General features: G+C 72.0%; 16 protein-coding genes. 10 read left to right on the forward strand and 6 right to left on the reverse strand.

The features are described from left to right. Positions 1-2 precede the first annotated feature (2 nt). From cas5 to ACH35V_RS36410, 6 genes are read left to right on the forward strand one after another with little or no spacing between them, the layout of a single operon-like run. The gene (gene cas5, locus ACH35V_RS36385) at positions 3-2585 is read left to right on the forward strand and encodes a CRISPR-associated protein Cas5 (protein ID WP_395979414.1); all 2583 of its coding nucleotides are present in this window, start codon (positions 3-5) and stop codon (positions 2583-2585) included. Beyond that, entirely contained in the window at positions 2582-3568 is a 987-nt protein-coding gene (locus ACH35V_RS36390) for an ABC transporter ATP-binding protein (protein WP_395979415.1), read from the forward strand. The genes cas5 and ACH35V_RS36390 overlap by 4 nt, the downstream gene beginning before the upstream one ends. Continuing rightward, positions 3561-4259 (forward strand): ABC transporter ATP-binding protein, encoded by a 699-nt coding sequence (locus tag ACH35V_RS36395; protein ID WP_395979416.1) that lies wholly within the window; start codon positions 3561-3563, stop codon positions 4257-4259. The genes ACH35V_RS36390 and ACH35V_RS36395 overlap by 8 nt, the downstream gene beginning before the upstream one ends. A 53-nt stretch (positions 4260-4312) precedes the next feature. Then, the gene (locus tag ACH35V_RS36400; protein WP_395979417.1) at positions 4313-5509 is read left to right on the forward strand and encodes a Tm-1-like ATP-binding domain-containing protein; all 1197 of its coding nucleotides are present in this window, start codon (positions 4313-4315) and stop codon (positions 5507-5509) included. Continuing rightward, on the forward strand, positions 5506-6327 hold the full coding sequence (locus tag ACH35V_RS36405) for a phosphoenolpyruvate hydrolase family protein (protein WP_395979418.1): 822 nt from the start codon (positions 5506-5508) through the stop codon (positions 6325-6327). Before ACH35V_RS36400 ends, ACH35V_RS36405 begins: the two co-directional genes overlap by 4 nt. Next, positions 6328-6735: a cupin domain-containing protein gene (locus tag ACH35V_RS36410; RefSeq protein ID WP_395979419.1), complete on the forward strand. Its 408-nt coding sequence runs from the start codon at positions 6328-6330 to the stop codon at positions 6733-6735. It abuts the gene before it with no gap. 10 nt (positions 6736-6745) lie between these two features. On the opposite strand, the gene hemC is transcribed toward ACH35V_RS36410, so the two are convergent. From hemC to ACH35V_RS36425, 3 genes are all read right to left on the reverse strand, one after another. Then, complete coding sequence (gene hemC, locus ACH35V_RS36415; RefSeq protein WP_395979420.1) at positions 6746-7690, reverse strand: hydroxymethylbilane synthase; 945 nt, start codon at positions 7688-7690, stop codon at positions 6746-6748. Between the two features lie 51 nt (positions 7691-7741). Next, positions 7742-7945 carry a BldC family transcriptional regulator gene (locus tag ACH35V_RS36420; protein WP_395979421.1) on the reverse strand — a complete coding sequence of 68 codons (204 nt, stop codon included), beginning with the start codon at positions 7943-7945 and terminating at the stop codon, positions 7742-7744. Between the two features lie 357 nt (positions 7946-8302). Further along, the gene (locus ACH35V_RS36425; RefSeq protein WP_395979422.1) at positions 8303-8545 is read right to left on the reverse strand and encodes a hypothetical protein; all 243 of its coding nucleotides are present in this window, start codon (positions 8543-8545) and stop codon (positions 8303-8305) included. A 145-nt stretch (positions 8546-8690) separates the two neighbouring features. Here ACH35V_RS36425 and ACH35V_RS36430 point away from each other — a divergent pair, with 145 nt between their 5' ends. Genes ACH35V_RS36430 through ACH35V_RS36440 form a run of 3 tightly spaced genes read left to right on the forward strand, consistent with a single transcriptional unit; the run spans position 8691 to position 9929 of the window. Next, positions 8691-9494: a helix-turn-helix domain-containing protein gene (locus ACH35V_RS36430; protein WP_395979423.1), complete on the forward strand. Its 804-nt coding sequence runs from the start codon at positions 8691-8693 to the stop codon at positions 9492-9494. Next, a complete protein-coding gene (locus ACH35V_RS36435; protein ID WP_395979424.1) occupies positions 9491-9691 on the forward strand; it encodes a DUF397 domain-containing protein in 201 nt (66 codons plus the stop codon). The genes ACH35V_RS36430 and ACH35V_RS36435 overlap by 4 nt, the downstream gene beginning before the upstream one ends. A gap of 40 nt (positions 9692-9731) precedes the next feature. Beyond that, positions 9732-9929 (forward strand): DUF397 domain-containing protein, encoded by a 198-nt coding sequence (locus ACH35V_RS36440; RefSeq protein WP_395979425.1) that lies wholly within the window; start codon positions 9732-9734, stop codon positions 9927-9929. A 56-nt stretch (positions 9930-9985) separates the two neighbouring features. On the opposite strand, the gene ACH35V_RS36445 is transcribed toward ACH35V_RS36440, so the two are convergent. Together ACH35V_RS36445 and ACH35V_RS36450 are read right to left on the reverse strand one after the other, a co-directional pair. After that, positions 9986-10339 (reverse strand): DoxX family protein, encoded by a 354-nt coding sequence (locus tag ACH35V_RS36445; protein WP_395979426.1) that lies wholly within the window; start codon positions 10337-10339, stop codon positions 9986-9988. A 71-nt stretch (positions 10340-10410) separates the two neighbouring features. Next, entirely contained in the window at positions 10411-11580 is a 1170-nt protein-coding gene (locus tag ACH35V_RS36450; RefSeq protein ID WP_395979427.1) for an ROK family protein, read from the reverse strand. A 64-nt stretch (positions 11581-11644) separates the two neighbouring features. Between ACH35V_RS36450 and ACH35V_RS36455 the strand changes: the two genes are divergently transcribed. After that, a complete protein-coding gene (locus ACH35V_RS36455) occupies positions 11645-12799 on the forward strand; it encodes an MFS transporter (RefSeq protein ID WP_395979428.1) in 1155 nt (384 codons plus the stop codon). On the opposite strand, the gene ACH35V_RS36460 is transcribed toward ACH35V_RS36455, so the two are convergent. Then, the gene (locus tag ACH35V_RS36460; RefSeq protein WP_395979429.1) at positions 12777-13892 is read right to left on the reverse strand and encodes an NAD(P)/FAD-dependent oxidoreductase; all 1116 of its coding nucleotides are present in this window, start codon (positions 13890-13892) and stop codon (positions 12777-12779) included. The two genes, ACH35V_RS36455 and ACH35V_RS36460, sit on opposite strands and share 23 nt — an antisense overlap. Positions 13893-13941 lie beyond the last annotated feature (49 nt).

Consider the following 13941-nt stretch of genomic DNA (forward strand, 5'->3'; position numbering starts at 1 on the left):
GCATGCGGCTCGTGCGTGCGCAGTGGGCGCCGCTCGCGGCCCTCGCCGTGCTGGCGCTGGTGTCCGCGCTGCTCGCCGTCGCCGTCCCGGCGCGCATGGCCGCCGGATACGACCGGAGCGCGGCGGCGGCGGCCGGGCTAGGCGCCGACGTCCGGGTCGAGGGCCGCGCGGCGGACCTGGCCGCGACGACGTCCGTCCCGAGCGAGGACGCGCTGGTCTCCCACGGCCTGACCTGGCAGCAGCTGATGCCGTCGTCCCTGCGCGGGGTGACCGGCCAGCCCGAGGGGTCCGCCACCAGCGACCGCATGGAGATCGAGGGGCGGTTCCCGCGGCCGCGGCTCCTCTACCTGGGCTGGGACCTCGGCGCGTGGGAACGCGTCCGCGTCGTCGCCGGGACGCCCGCCCACAGCGCCGACCTGAAGCCCGGCGAGGACCTGCGGGTCATGGTCTCCAAGACCTACGCCGACAGGCTCGGCTACAAGGTCGGCGACCGCGTCATGGCGGGCGGCGCGCCCACCGGGACCACGCTGCGCGTCCAGATCACCGGCCTGTACGAGCCGGTGAACGCCGCCGACCGGTACTGGTCGCCCCGCGCCAGGATCCTGCGCCCGACGAGGGAGTCGACCGGCGACCGCATGGACGCCCTCGAGGCCGACGCGGGCACGGCGCTGATCGACGGCGCCGGGTACTCCCGGGCCGCGCGCACGCCCGGCCGCTACTTCACCTTCAGCTGGCGGTTCCCGGTGCGCCCCGGCGCGATCAGCGCGGCCGGCGCCCGCGACGTCGCCGGCGACATGGACGCCTTCCGCTCCGCCGTCGAAGGCCGCACCGGGATCTTCCGCAACTCCGTCGTGACCGCGCTGGACGACCGGCTGGACGCCTTCGCCGGCCAGCTCCGCGCCGCCGAGTCCGTCCTCGGGCTGGCGCTCGGCGGCCTCGTCGCCGTCGCGGCGGGCGTGCTGCTGCTGGCCGCCGGGCTGCTCGGCGAACGGCTCCGGCCCGTCCTGTGGACGATGCGGGCGCGCGGCGCGTCGCTGCGGCAGCTCGCCCTGCCCGCCTGCGGGCTGACGGCGCTGGCCGCCGTCCCGTCCGCCGCCCTCGGATACGGCGCCGGACGCCTCCTCGACGCGGGGCCGCCGCAGGCCGCCTCGATCTACGTGGTCGCCGTGCCGGTCGCCGCCGTCCTCGCCGTGTCGGCCGTCATGGTGCTGCGGGAGCGGAACGCCGGAGTCGGGTCGGCGTCGGGCCGCCGGGACGACCTGGTCTCCGCGCGGCCGTCGCGGCGGCGGTTCGTCCTGGACGCGCTGCTCGTCGGGCTCGCCGTGATCGGCGTCGTGCTGCTGCGGCAGCGCGGCGAGGCGGCGGGCACCGACCCGCTGATCGCCGCCGTGCCGGTGCTGCTCGGCGCGGCGCTCGCCGTGCTGGTCCTGCGCGCCTACCCGTACCTGCTGCGCGCCGCCGGGCCGTTCCTGCGGCGGCGCCGCGGCGCGGTCGCGTTCATCGGGATCGCCCGCGCGTCCCGGCAGACCGTCGTCGGCGCGCTCCCGCTCGTCGTCCTGCTGCTCGCCGCCACCGTGGCGGGCTTCACCGCCACCGTCGACACGGCCCTGCAAACCGGGCAGGAACGCGCGTCGTGGGCCGAGGTCGGCGCGGACGCCCGCATCGAGGCCGGGCCGATGGACGACGCGACCCTCGCCCGCGTCCGCGCCGTCCCCGGCGTGACCGGGGCCGTCCGCGCCCGCGTCATCACGGAGGTGACGACCCAGTCGAACACCGCGCCGATGACCGTCGTCGGCGTGGACCTCGGCGCCTACCGCGACCTGGCGTCCGACGTGCCCGGAATCCCCGGCTCGGCGCCCGGCGCACTGGCGTCGCCGCTCGCAGCCCGCACGATGGGCCCCGGCGACGCGACGCTCAGCCGCGCCGGCATGGACCCGATCCGCGTCAAGGCGCCCGGCGTGATCGAGCACTTCCCCGGGCAGCTGCCGGGCAGCGCGTACATCGTCGTCCCGTACAAGGACGTCGCGGCCGCGACCGGCTTCCCGTCGCAGGTCTTCGTCTTCGGGCCCGGCCTGGACGCGGAGAAGCTCCGCGCCGCCGCCCCCGGACGCGGCGTCCAGCTCCGCCAGGACGTGCTGCGGAGCATGGTCCGGGTGCCGCTGGTGTCGGTCGTCCGCGACACGTTCCGGGACGGCTCCCTCATCGGCGGCGCGTTCGGGCTCCTCGCCGTCCTGCTCGTCCTCGTCGTCGGGGCCAGGGCCCGCGGCCGGACAGTCGCGCACCTGCGGGCCCTCGGCCTCAGCCGCCGGCAGAGCCGCGGCCTCGCGCTCGTCGAGATCGCGCCCGTGCTGCTCTGCGCGGTCGGGGCCGGCTGGGTGCTCGGGCTGCTGCTGCCCGAGATCACCGGCCCGGTCGTGGACCTGCGCCCCTACACCGGCGGCTACGCCGTCACCGCCCACGTCCCGAGCCTGCCCGCGCTGCTCGGCCTCCTCGGCGCGCTGCTCCTCGGCGCCGCCGCGGCCGTCGCCGTGGACCGCGCCTTCGACGCCCGCCCCGGAACCGTCCTGAGAACGGGGGACCAATGAGCACCAACACGCCCGGCAGCATCAGCGCACCCGGCAGCATCAACACACCCGACCTGGCCGAGCTGGAGCGGCGCGCCGCCGAACGCGGCCCCGTGTACGGCGAGGGCGCCCACATCGTCTGCGACAACCTCGTCCGCATCTACAAGACCGACGGCGTCGAGGTCGTCGCGCTGCAGGGCCTCGACCTGCTCGTCGACGCGGGCGAGCTGGTCGCGATCGTCGGGGCGTCCGGCTCCGGGAAGTCCACGCTGCTGAACATCCTGTCCGGGCTGGACGTGCCGACCGCCGGGGTAGCCCGGGTCGCCGGGTCCGACCTGCTGACGATGGCGTCCAAGGAACGGCTGCGGTTCCGGCGCGAGCAGGTCGGGTTCATCTGGCAGCAGACGTCCCGCAACCTGCTCCCGTACCTGACGGCCGAGCAGAACGTCGCGCTTCCGATGCGGTTCGCCGGACGGTCCCGCCGCGCCCGCGCCACCCGCGCGGCCGAGCTGCTCGGCATGCTCGGCGTCGGCGACTGCGCCGGACGCCGCCCGCAGGAACTGTCCGGCGGCCAGCAGCAGCGCATCGCGATCGCCGTGGCCGTCGCCAACGAGCCGCACGTCGTCCTCGCCGACGAGCCCACCGGCGAGCTCGACACCGCCACCGGCGCCGAGGTCTTCACCGCGCTCCGCCGCGTCAACGAGGAGCTCGGCACCACCGTCGTCGTCGTCACCCACGACGCGCAGGTGACCGAGCGCGTCGACCGGACGATCGGCATCCGCGACGGCCGCACCAGCAGCGAGGTCCGCCGCCGCTCCGCCGCGGACGGCACCCGGACCGCCGAGGAGTACGCCGTGCTCGACCGCGCCGGGCGCGTCCAGCTCCCCAAGGGGTTCACCGCGGCCCTCGACATGCGCGACCGCGTCCGGCTCAACCTGGAGCCCGACCATGTCGGCGTCTGGCCCGACCAGACGGCCGCCGACGGGGAGGAGAGCGATGACTGAGCCGATGGTGGTGGTGGAGGATCTCACCCGCACCTTCCGGACCGGCGACCTGGAGGTCCCTGCCCTGCGCGGCGCGTCCTTCACCGTCGGGGCCGGGGAGCTCGTCGCGATCAAGGGGCGCTCGGGCTCGGGGAAGACGACCCTGCTGAACCTGATCGGCGGCCTCGAAACGCCGGACGGCGGGACCGTCCGGGTGAACGGCGGCGACGTCGGCGCCCTCAGCGAGGACGAGCTTCTCGCCCTGCGCCGCGACCACATCGGCTACGTGTTCCAGTCGCATGGGCTGATCCCTGTGCTGTCGGCTGCGGAGAACGTTGAGGTGCCGCTGCGTCTCGTCCGGACGCCTCCTGCGGAACGCGACGAACGCGTCCGTATCCTGCTGGGCCTCGTCGGCCTGGCCGACCACGCCCCTCAGCGCCCGTACGAGCTGTCCGGCGGCCAGCGCCAGCGCGTCGCGATCGCCCGCGCCCTGGCCAACCGCCCCCGCCTGCTCCTGGCGGACGAGCCCACCGGCCAGCTCGACTCCGAGACGGCCGCCGCGATCATGCCGCTGCTGCGCGCGGTCGTCTCCAGCGAGGGCGTCACCGTCATCGTCGCCACCCACGACGAGGCGCTCCTGGCCGAAGCCGACCGCGTCCTCAACCTGGAGGACGGCGTGACGACCGAAACACCTGTGCCCGCCCCGAGCTGATGCCGGTTGCCCTCTGAGCGTCCGGGGAATCGGTACCGGGATGGGAGGGGCGTATGGCGACTGTCGTACTGGTGGGGACGCTCGATACCAAGGGGGCGGAGTACGCGTGGTTGCGTGACCGGCTCCGGGCGCTGGGCTGCGATGTGGTGCTGGTCGACGCCGGTACCGGGCCGTCCGAGGTGGACGCCGACGTCTCCGCCGAGGAGGTCGCGCGGGCTGGCGGCGCGACCTTGCAAGCGCTGCGGGACGCGGGCGACCGGGGCGCCGCGGTCACGGTCATGGGGGAAGGCGCGGCGGCCGTGCTCGCCGGGCTGGAACGCGTGGACGCCGTGCTCGCGGTCGGCGGGAGCGGCGGGTCGTCCATCGCGGCGCGGGCCGTCCGGGACCTGCCGATCGGGCTGCCCAAGCTGATCGTGTCCACGATGGCGTCCGGGGACGTGACGCCCTACGTGGGCGCCAAGGACGTCACGATGATGTACAGCGTCGTCGACATCGCGGGCGTCAACCGGGTGTCGCGGCTGATCCTCGGGAACGCGGCGGCAGCGGCGGCCGGGATGGCGAAGGCGCACGTCCCGGCCCCTTCGGCGGAGGAGCGCCCGCTGGTCGGGGCGTCGATGTTCGGCGTCACGACACCGGCGGTGGACGCCGCCCGCGAACGGCTGGACGAGCTGGGCTACGAGGTCCTCGTCTTCCACGCGACCGGAGCCGGCGGCCGGGCCCTTGAGGGGCTCGTGGAGAGCGGGCTGCTCGCCGGGGTGCTCGACCTGACCACGACCGAGCTGGCGGACGACCTGGTCGGCGGCGTCCTGTCGGCGGGCCCCGACCGCCTCACGGCAGCGGGCCGCCATGGGCTTCCGCAGGTCGTGGCGCCGGGCGCGCTCGACATGGTCAACTTCGGGCCGCGCGAGACCGTCCCGGAACGTTTCGCGGGACGAAACCTTTACGTCCACAACCCCACCGTCACGCTCATGCGGACGACCCCGGACGAGATGGCTGAACTGGGACGCCGAGTGGCGGCGAAGCTGGCCGCCGCGACCGGCCCCACCAGCCTGTTCATCCCGCTCGGGGGCGTGTCGGCGCTGGACGCGCCCGGCCTGCCCTTCCATGATCCGAAGGCGGACGAGGCGTGCTTCGCGGCGATGGAGGGAGCCGTGGAGACAGAACGCCTCGACCTGAACATCAACGATCCGGCCTTCGGCCGGGCGATGGCCGACCGGCTGCACCGGATGATCACGGAGGGATCGGCATGAACCGGCAGGACGTCCTGGCGCGGCTGCGGGCGGCCGTCGCGGAGGGGCAGCCCGTCGTCGGCGCGGGGGCGGGCACGGGCCTGTCCGCCAAGTGCGCGGAGTCCGGCGGCGTCGACCTGATCATCATCTACAACTCGGGCCGCTACCGGATGGCGGGACGCGGCTCACTCGCCGGACTCCTCCCATATGGCGACGCGAACCAGATCGTCGTGGAAATGGCGTCCGAAGTCCTGCCGGTAGTAAAAGAAACCCCCGTCCTGGCCGGGGTATGCGGCACAGACCCGTTCCGCCTGATGCCCGTCTTCCTCGACCAGCTCAAGGCGATGGGTTTCTCCGGAGTGCAGAACTTCCCGACAGTCGGCCTCTACGACGGGGTGTTCCGGCAGAACCTCGAAGAAACGGGCATGGGATACGACCTGGAAATCGAAATGGTGCGGCTCGCGCACGAACGCGACCTCGTCACCGCCCCGTACGTCTTCGACGAGGACCAGGCGCGGGCGATGGCCGAGGCGGGCGCGGACGTCCTCGTCCCGCACGTCGGGCTCACCACCAAGGGCAGCATCGGCGCAGGCACCGCGCTGACGCTGGACGAGGCCGTCGAGCGGGTGCAGGCCATGCGGGACGCGGCGGCCGCCGTCCGTCCCGACGTGCTCGTCCTCTGCCACGGCGGCCCCATCGCCGAGCCGGACGACGCCGCCTACGTCCTCTCCCGCACCCAAGGCGTCGTGGGCTTCTTCGGCGCCTCCTCCGTAGAACGGCTGCCGACCGAGCGGGCCATCACCCGACAGGTGGCCGCCTTCAAGAATTTGGAGCTCTGAATGCTGGTGAATCCCGGCGACGTGACGACGATGACCTTCGACTGGGGGTCCATCAAATGGTTCGTCACGCCGTCCAGCGTGCCGGGCGCGGGCAGCACGCTCGGCGAGGTGATCGTCAACCCCGGCCAGGGCCACGCGCGGCACAACCATCCGAACGCGGAGGAGGTCATCTACGTGATCTCCGGCGAGGCGACGCAGATGGTGGACGACGGCGACCCGTTCATCATCCGCGAGGGCGACGCCGTCCACATCCCGAAGGGCGTGTGGCATTCCACGTACAACACGACCTGGCGCCCCCTCCGCCTGATCGTCACCTACACCCCAGGTGGTGAGGAAAAGGCACTGGAAGGCGCCCCCGACTTCTGCCTCCACGCCCCCGGCGCCATCCCAGAATGGCGCCAGGCTTAGCCGGTTCTCCTCAGTTCGGGATACCGTCGATAAGGTCACGGGCGCCTTTGTGTAGCAGATCACCTGCCACGTATGCGCCCAGATCCTCGCCCTTATCCGGCGCCGACCACTCGTGCGAGTGCACGAACTCGGACCCGTCACGGGTGAAGACCATTCCCCGCAAGGCCAACCGCCCGTCCCGCTCCAGCCGCGCATGTCCCGCGATCGGACTGTTGCAATGCCCCTGCAACCCGTGCAGCATCGCCCGTTCCGCGCTCACGCACCGCCGGGTGTCCTCGTGGTCCAGCAGCCGCACCAGTTCCACGGTGTCGAGGTCGGCGCGGCGGCAGTCCACCGCCAGCACGCCCGCGCCCACGGCCGGGATGATGTCGAGCACCTCGCCCGCCCGGTCGATGCCCAGCCGCGCCAGGCTCGCCCGCGCCAGCACAATGGCGTCGAACTCCTCACCCGCGTCCAGCCGCCCGAGCCGGGAATTGACGTTGCCGCGCAGGTACTCGACCCGAAGATCGGGCCGGATCCGCCCGAGCTGCGCACGACGCCGCACCGCCGAAGTCCCCACCCGCGCCGCCGATGCGAGATCGGCCATGCGCTGAACCTTGCTCGCCATCGGAAACAGCATCACATCGGCGGTGTCGTCACGCTCCACGTAGGCGGCGAACACCAGCCCATCCGGGCGCGGCACATCACCGGGCACGTCCTTCAGGCAGTGCACGGCGATATCAATTCGGCCCGCCGCCAACGCCCGGTCGATCTCCCGCATGAACGCGCCCTTGCCGCCCAGCTCACCCAGGTGGCCCCGATGCCGATCCCCGGCCGTCTGAATTCCGATCACCTCGACCCGGACATTCGCCAGCTCTTCCAGCCGCGCGGCCACACTCCGCGCCTGCACCATCGCGAGCGGAGAAGTACGCGTCCCCAGCCGCACCACCCCGCCCGGCTCCTCTTGACGCTCCACCACCGCACCCCTTCCAGTGCTTCACAGAGAACCCTCGCACCTACGGCCGTGCTACACGTTCCGCCGACGCGTCCCTTCCGTGAGCAGTGCCAGGACCTCCGACTCGCGGAAACGGCGGTGCCCTCCGAGCGTCAGGACGAAACTGAGCTTCCCCGCCTGCGCCCACCGCGTGATGGTCTTGACGTCCACGCGGAACACCGACGCCACTTCGGCCGGGGTTAAGAGAGGCTCGATCTCCGGTGTGTACTTCGGCATGCCCGGGCTCCCTATCTTGCATAGTGAAGGGCCCCGCCGCTCACCGCGGGGCCCAATGCTGCACATCGAACGCTTTCTGAGGTCGATAAACCACCCGCTTTCCGTCATCGGTAATCGTGGCGACTGGGGGTCACCACCGGCCTCTGGACTCCCATGACCGGGTGAGGGGCGCCACGTCTCTCTGCCGGAGACGCCGCTCGACCGGAGCGCGGGAGTGGCTCGACTTGGCTGCGTGCCGTCCACGGCGGAAGAGCCTGGGGTGCAGCAGGAGGCCGATCACGATCCCGCCGAGCACACAGCCGACACTGAGGACCGCCAGCTGGACGAAGACCTGCTGGACCATTTCACCGGCCGTGATCACTCGACGCTCCTCTTCTGGGCGCTGTATTCGTCCCATTTCTCGTCCTGCTCCGCCATTTGACGGCGGAGGCGCTCCAGCGTCTGGGCGGCGACGATGGACCGCAGGCCGAAGTGGATCTGCCCTCGTGTCAGCGGATGCCGAGTGAGGACCGTCCACATGCCGCTCCTGTCCGACAGGAAGGGCTCGGCCCAACGCCCTTCCGGCTCAGGCAGCGCAGGGAGCGGGTCTCTCTCGTCCACGTACGGGATCGCTCCTTCGCGATCTCCTCGGCGGGGCGTGTCGATGCTCATTGCCATCTCCGGTCGTAGTGACTCGATGACAGAGTGTCGTCAACGTCGTATCCTGGCTAGGTTGCCGAAAAGATTGAAAAGGCCGGTGTGGTTGATGCCGCAGACGAATCCCCCCGATCCGGACAGCAGTCTGTACGCCTGGTTGGCGCACGACCTGCGCTTCTACAGGAAGAAGTACGGTCTGACACTTGAAAAGCTTGGAAAGATCATCGGGAGGTCAGAATCTGGCCTTTCCAACTGCGAGGCCGGCCGTCGCACCATCACCGAGGACGAGGCCAGGGTCTTGGACAAGATCTGGGACACCGGAGGTCACTTCCGCCGACTGCTCCTGTTCGCGCGGCTCGCGCATGACCCGGACTGGTTCCGAGAGCATGTGACTTACGAGGCCAAGGCCAGGATCCTCAAGATCTTCGAGACCATGTACGTGCCTGGACTGCTCCAGACCCCTGAGTACGCACGGGCGGCCCTCGAGGTGGACGGTCCCGAAGCCCATCAGGCAGCACTCGACGCACGGCTGTCTCGACAGGAAATCCTTCAGAGGTCGAACCCGCCGCTGCTATGGGTCATCCTCGACCAGGCCGTACTCTGCCGACCCGTCGGGGGATCGGAGACCATGCGAGCACAGCTCGACCATCTGATCAGGATGAGTGAACTCCCGAACATCGCGGTTCGGGTGGTGCCGTGGGCCGCCGGAGGCTACATCGGTCAGGATGGAGCCTTCAAGATCCTCACCTCGGACAGTGAGGTGGCCTACGCCGAAGCTCCCACAGGTGGGCGACTGATCATGGACTCTGCTGAGGTCCGGGAATTCGGGGTACGGTACGACAAAATCGGGCTGAAGGCGTTGCCAGAGGACCTCTCCCGACGCCTGATCACCGAAGCGATGGAGGCGATATGACCCCCGCGGAACCCGCCTGGCGAAAGTCCAGCCGAAGTGGATCGGGGGCACAGTCTGACTGTGTCGAGCTGGTCTCTCTGGATACCTCTGTGGGCATCCGGGACAGCAACGCCCCCCAGTACGGTCACCTAGAGGTCGACCGGGAAACTTTCCGGGGCCTTGTCGGTCGAATCAAGGTCGGCGACCTGGACTTGTAGTACCCCCACAGCATCCCGCTAAGGCACTGGAGGCCATCACATGAACGAGTCGGCTCCGGTCTGGCGCAAGGCCAGTCGAAGCAGCTCGACTGGCGGAAATTGCGTTGAGCTAGCCGCCGTGGACGGAAAGATCGGCGTTCGGGACTCCAAGAACGTGAATGCGGGGCACCTGGTGGTGGGTCGCGAGGCTCTCCGGGGTCTCGTTGGTCGGATCAAGACCGGCGGCCTGGACCTGTAGCCCCCACAGCAGCCCCCCGGCTTGAGGCCGGGGGGTTTTGCATGCACCTCGGGTGGTCATTGTGTGGCAGCGGCGAGTGTCAGGGAGGCGGCGGCCAAGGCGAGGTAGGTGCCTGGGAACGCGATGTTGTGCAGGACGCGGGTTCGCAGGTGGAGGGCGACCGCGCCGGTGAAGAAGGCCACGAGGCCGGTGGCTGCGGCGATACCGATCATGTCCAGGCCCAGCAGGCCGAGGACGAGCCCGGCCGCGCCAGCGGTCTTGAGCGCGGCCAGCGCTGGAATTGACCACTGCGGCACTCCCACTTCGGCTCCGTTGGCGAGGACGAAGTTGGCTCTCATCAAATCGGCGACGACGATTGCGACGTTGGCCAGAACGGTGACGATGGTGACGACGATGTAGGCGGTCTGCATGATCAGCGGCTCCTCGATGGTCGGGGATGTCCGCAGGGCAGACGAGTCGGCGGCGTCGAAGGTGACCGCGTTTACGGGGTGTTCCAGGCGTCCAGGCCCTCCTCGGTGAGGAGGACGTCGAAGGCGGCGTCGGCGGCGCCGGTCAGGGGGCCTCGCGGGCCGAGGGTGGACGGCAGGACGGGCGGCGGCGCGGCGCGGCGGTAGCTCATCAGGGCGTTGGCGTATCCGTCGTTCAGGGCGGCGGGTGCGGTGGCGGTCAGGTCGGTGGCCAGGCCGGAGAGGGTGACGACGTCCGGGTCGAGGGCGTTGACCAGGGCGCCGACGCCGCGTCCGAGGGCGTGCGCGGCGGCGGCGACGGCGGCACGGGCCTCGGGGTCGGACGCGGCGGCGGCGATGATCTGGCCGGCGGCGGTGCGCGGGTCGCGGGGCGGGGGACGGTGCAGGGCGCGGGCCATGGCGCGGCCGTCGATCTCCAGGTCCCAGCAGCCGTTCGCGCCGCACGGGCAGCGGCGGGCGGGATCGCCGAACGGCATGTGGCCGAACTCGCCCGCGGCGCCGGTCGCGCCGCCCATCGGACGTCCGTCCACGACGAGGACGCCGCCGACGCCGACCTCGACCGTGAGGTGCAGGACGACCCGCGCCCCGGCGCCCGCTCCTCGCCTCGCCTCGGCGAGGCCGGCGAGCGAGGCGTCGTTGCCGACCAGGAGGGGGACGCCCGGCGGGCGGAGCGGTTCGAGGCTGATGTCGGTCCAGCCCATGCCGGACGCCTGGACGATCGTCGTCCCGCTGACCGCTGCCGCGACGCAGGCGGAGACCGCGCGGAGGCGGCGGCCGTGGCGGGCGTGGAGCGCCGCGACGTGCTCGCCGAGGGTGCGCAGGACGCCGGGGGAGCCCGGGTGGCGGCCGGACTCCTCGGCGAGGACGCGTCCGCCGAGTTCGACGCAGGCCACCCGCCAGCGCTCGTGGCTGATGTCGGCGACGCAGACGAGCGGCCCCTCCGGGTGCGCGACGAGCCTGGGGGAGGGGCGGCCGCGCACGCCGGTGCGCGGGGCCGCGTCCTCCTCCAGCAGGCGGGACGCCTTGAGGCGGCTCGTGATCTCGGTGGCGGAACCGCTGCTCAGGCCGAGCGCGCGGGCCGCGTCCGCGCGGGTCGCGGACGGGTGCGCGTGGACGTGCCGGAGCACGGCCAGCGCCCCCTGGCTGCGCAGGGCCCGCGCCGAGTGCGCGGTCTTCGGGTGCATGGTGACATCCTGGCCTTCGAGATTTATCCTCGTTGAACGAGGATAATCCTCTGGAGGTGGGCGCGTGGCGGATGCGGGAGCACTGCGGCGGACGTCCGGGACGTACGGGCTGTACGCGGCGCTCGCCTGTCTCGGGTACCTGCTGACCGCGCTCGGCGCGATCCTGCCCGAGCTGCGGGAGGAGCGCGGGCTGCCGCGCGGCGAGGTCGCGCTCTACCCGTCGGCGTTCGCGCTCGGGCTCATGGTCGTGGGGATCGTCGGGCACCGGGCGGCGGAGCGGCTCGGGCGGTTCGCGCTTCCGTCGGCCCTGGTCGCGCTGGTGGGCGGCGCGGGGATCATGGCCGTCGGCGGCGGGCGGGCCGGGGCCGGGATCGGAGCCCTGGTGCTCGGGCTCGGCGGGGCGGGGCTCGTGCAGCTCGTCCCGGCGGGGCTGCGGGTGCTGCACGGTGGCGATGGAACGGTCCCGATCGGGGAGGCGAACGCGGTCGCGAGCACCGCGTCCGTGCTGTCCCCGCTGCTGATCGGCGCCGCGCTGGCGCAGGGGCTCGGCTGGCGGGCCGCGTTCGCCGTGCCGCCGCTGGCGCTGGCCGCCGTGCTGCTCCTCACCCGGCGGGCCGTCGCGCCGATGAGCGCGGAGGCCGTGCCGGACGCGGCGGGGGAGCGGGTGCCGCGCGGCTTCGTCAGCCGTTGGCTGGACCTCGTGCTCGCGGTCGGCGTCGAGTTCTGCATGGTCTTCTGGGCGGCGGACTTCCTCCGGTCGGTGAAGGACCTCGGCTCGGGCGCGGCGACGACGTTCTCGGCCGCGTTCGTCCTGGGCATGGCGGCGGGACGCGCTGTTTCCGCGCCGATGGTGCGGGCGGCCGGGCGGCCCGACCGGCTGCTGGCCGTGGCCGCCCTCATCGGCGTCACCGGGTTCACGGTCTTGTGGACGGCGCCCGCGCCCTTCGCCGTCGCCGGACTCCTGGTCGTCGGGCTCGGTGTCGCGCTGCTCTACCCCGTCATCCTGGGGCAGGCGCTGGCGGCGTGGCCGTCCCAGCCCGTCCGGGCCGCGGCGAGGTGCGCGCTCGCGTCCGGTGTCGCGATCGGCGTCGCCCCGCTGGTCCTCGGGACGCTCGCCGATCTCACGACGCTGCGCGCTGCCGTTCTCGTCGCTCCTTTCCTGCTGTTCGTGCTGCTCATTCGGTGCGGGTGGCGGCTCAGAACGGGATCGGGGTTGTGATGACGCCGGCGTGGGCGAAGATCGTTGCGGGGTCGTCCAGGGGTGGGTGGATCACGTTCATGATCCAGCGCTTCACCCATTTCCCTTCGGCGCCGGAGAGGGCGATCAGGCGGTCCCAACCGCGGGCGTAGACGGCGCCGGCCGCGCCCAGGTCCAGGCCTGTGACGTAAGGGGCCGGGGCGAAGTCGACCAGGGGGACGCCTAGCAGGTCGGCGACCGCGTTGTGCCCAGCCGTCTTGCCCATCGGGACCGCGTGCTGGCAGCTCTGCACCGTCCAGTGGCCCTCGTCCGCGCGGGCGGCGGCGACGTCACCGGCAGCGAACACGTCGCCGTCCACCCGGAGGCGCGCGTCGACGATGAGGCGCCCGAGGCGGTCGCGGTCGCCGGGGATCTGCGCGGTGAGCGGGTTCGCCTGGAGACCGGCCGTCCAGATGACCGCGTCTGCGGGGATGAAGGAGCCGTCGCTCAGGACCGCGCCGTTCTCCTTCACTTCGGTGACCGTTGTGCCTAGCCGTCGTTCGATGGCTAGGTGGTCTAGGGCCACCTCGATCGCTGGGCGGGGGCCGAATCCCAGGTCGGGGGCTATCTCTCCGGCTTGCTCGACCAGGACGACCCGTCCCTGTCCGGCCAGTTCCGTGGCGACTTCGAGGCCGGCGAAACCGGCGCCGACCACGACGGCCGTGTATCCGTCGCGGCTTCGCAGGTGACCTCTGAGGCGTTGGGCGGCGGGCAGGGTGTCTACGTCGAAGAGGCGATCGGCGCCCGGGAGGACGGGACGGACGAGACGGCTTCCTGCGGCGAGGACCAGGCGGTCGTAGGCGATGTCCACACCGTCCGCTGTGATTCGGTGGGCGTCCACGTCTATGTCTTGGACAGCCGCGCGGACATGGTCGACCCCGATGGGGTCCAGGACCCGCTTCAGTGCGACGGTTGCGCGCTCTGGCTCCGGCTCGTACAGGCGGGGCCGCAGGACGAGGTCCGCGCCGGGTGCGATCAGCGTGATGCGCAGGTCGCCGGACCCGCGCACCCGGGCCGCCGCGGCGGCGCTCCACACTCCGGCGAAACCGCCACCGACGATCACCACGTGCGACATTCCGTTCTCCCTCTCAGCTCGATCAACGCCAGGGAGACAAGACGGACGG

The sequence above is a fragment of the Actinomadura sp. 1N219 genome, from assembly GCF_044326405.1.
Lineage (GTDB): Bacteria > Actinomycetota > Actinomycetes > Streptosporangiales > Streptosporangiaceae > Spirillospora.

Excerpts from the sequence above, each read along its gene's own strand:
- cas5 (WP_395979414.1), top strand. The coding sequence starts at position 3 with ATGCGGCTCGTGCGTGCGCAGTGGGCGCCGCTCGCGGCCCTCGCCGTG.
- ACH35V_RS36390 (WP_395979415.1), top strand. The coding sequence starts at position 2,582 with ATGAGCACCAACACGCCCGGCAGCATCAGCGCACCCGGCAGCATCAAC.
- ACH35V_RS36395 (WP_395979416.1), top strand. The coding sequence starts at position 3,561 with ATGACTGAGCCGATGGTGGTGGTGGAGGATCTCACCCGCACCTTCCGG.
- ACH35V_RS36400 (WP_395979417.1), top strand. The coding sequence starts at position 4,313 with ATGGCGACTGTCGTACTGGTGGGGACGCTCGATACCAAGGGGGCGGAG.
- ACH35V_RS36405 (WP_395979418.1), top strand. The coding sequence starts at position 5,506 with ATGAACCGGCAGGACGTCCTGGCGCGGCTGCGGGCGGCCGTCGCGGAG.
- ACH35V_RS36410 (WP_395979419.1), top strand. The coding sequence starts at position 6,328 with ATGCTGGTGAATCCCGGCGACGTGACGACGATGACCTTCGACTGGGGG.
- ACH35V_RS36420 (WP_395979421.1), bottom strand. The coding sequence starts at position 7,945 with ATGCCGAAGTACACACCGGAGATCGAGCCTCTCTTAACCCCGGCCGAA.
- ACH35V_RS36430 (WP_395979423.1), top strand. The coding sequence starts at position 8,691 with ATGCCGCAGACGAATCCCCCCGATCCGGACAGCAGTCTGTACGCCTGG.
- ACH35V_RS36435 (WP_395979424.1), top strand. The coding sequence starts at position 9,491 with ATGACCCCCGCGGAACCCGCCTGGCGAAAGTCCAGCCGAAGTGGATCG.
- ACH35V_RS36440 (WP_395979425.1), top strand. The coding sequence starts at position 9,732 with ATGAACGAGTCGGCTCCGGTCTGGCGCAAGGCCAGTCGAAGCAGCTCG.
- ACH35V_RS36445 (WP_395979426.1), bottom strand. The coding sequence starts at position 10,339 with ATGCAGACCGCCTACATCGTCGTCACCATCGTCACCGTTCTGGCCAAC.
- ACH35V_RS36450 (WP_395979427.1), bottom strand. The coding sequence starts at position 11,580 with ATGCACCCGAAGACCGCGCACTCGGCGCGGGCCCTGCGCAGCCAGGGG.
- ACH35V_RS36460 (WP_395979429.1), bottom strand. The coding sequence starts at position 13,892 with ATGTCGCACGTGGTGATCGTCGGTGGCGGTTTCGCCGGAGTGTGGAGC.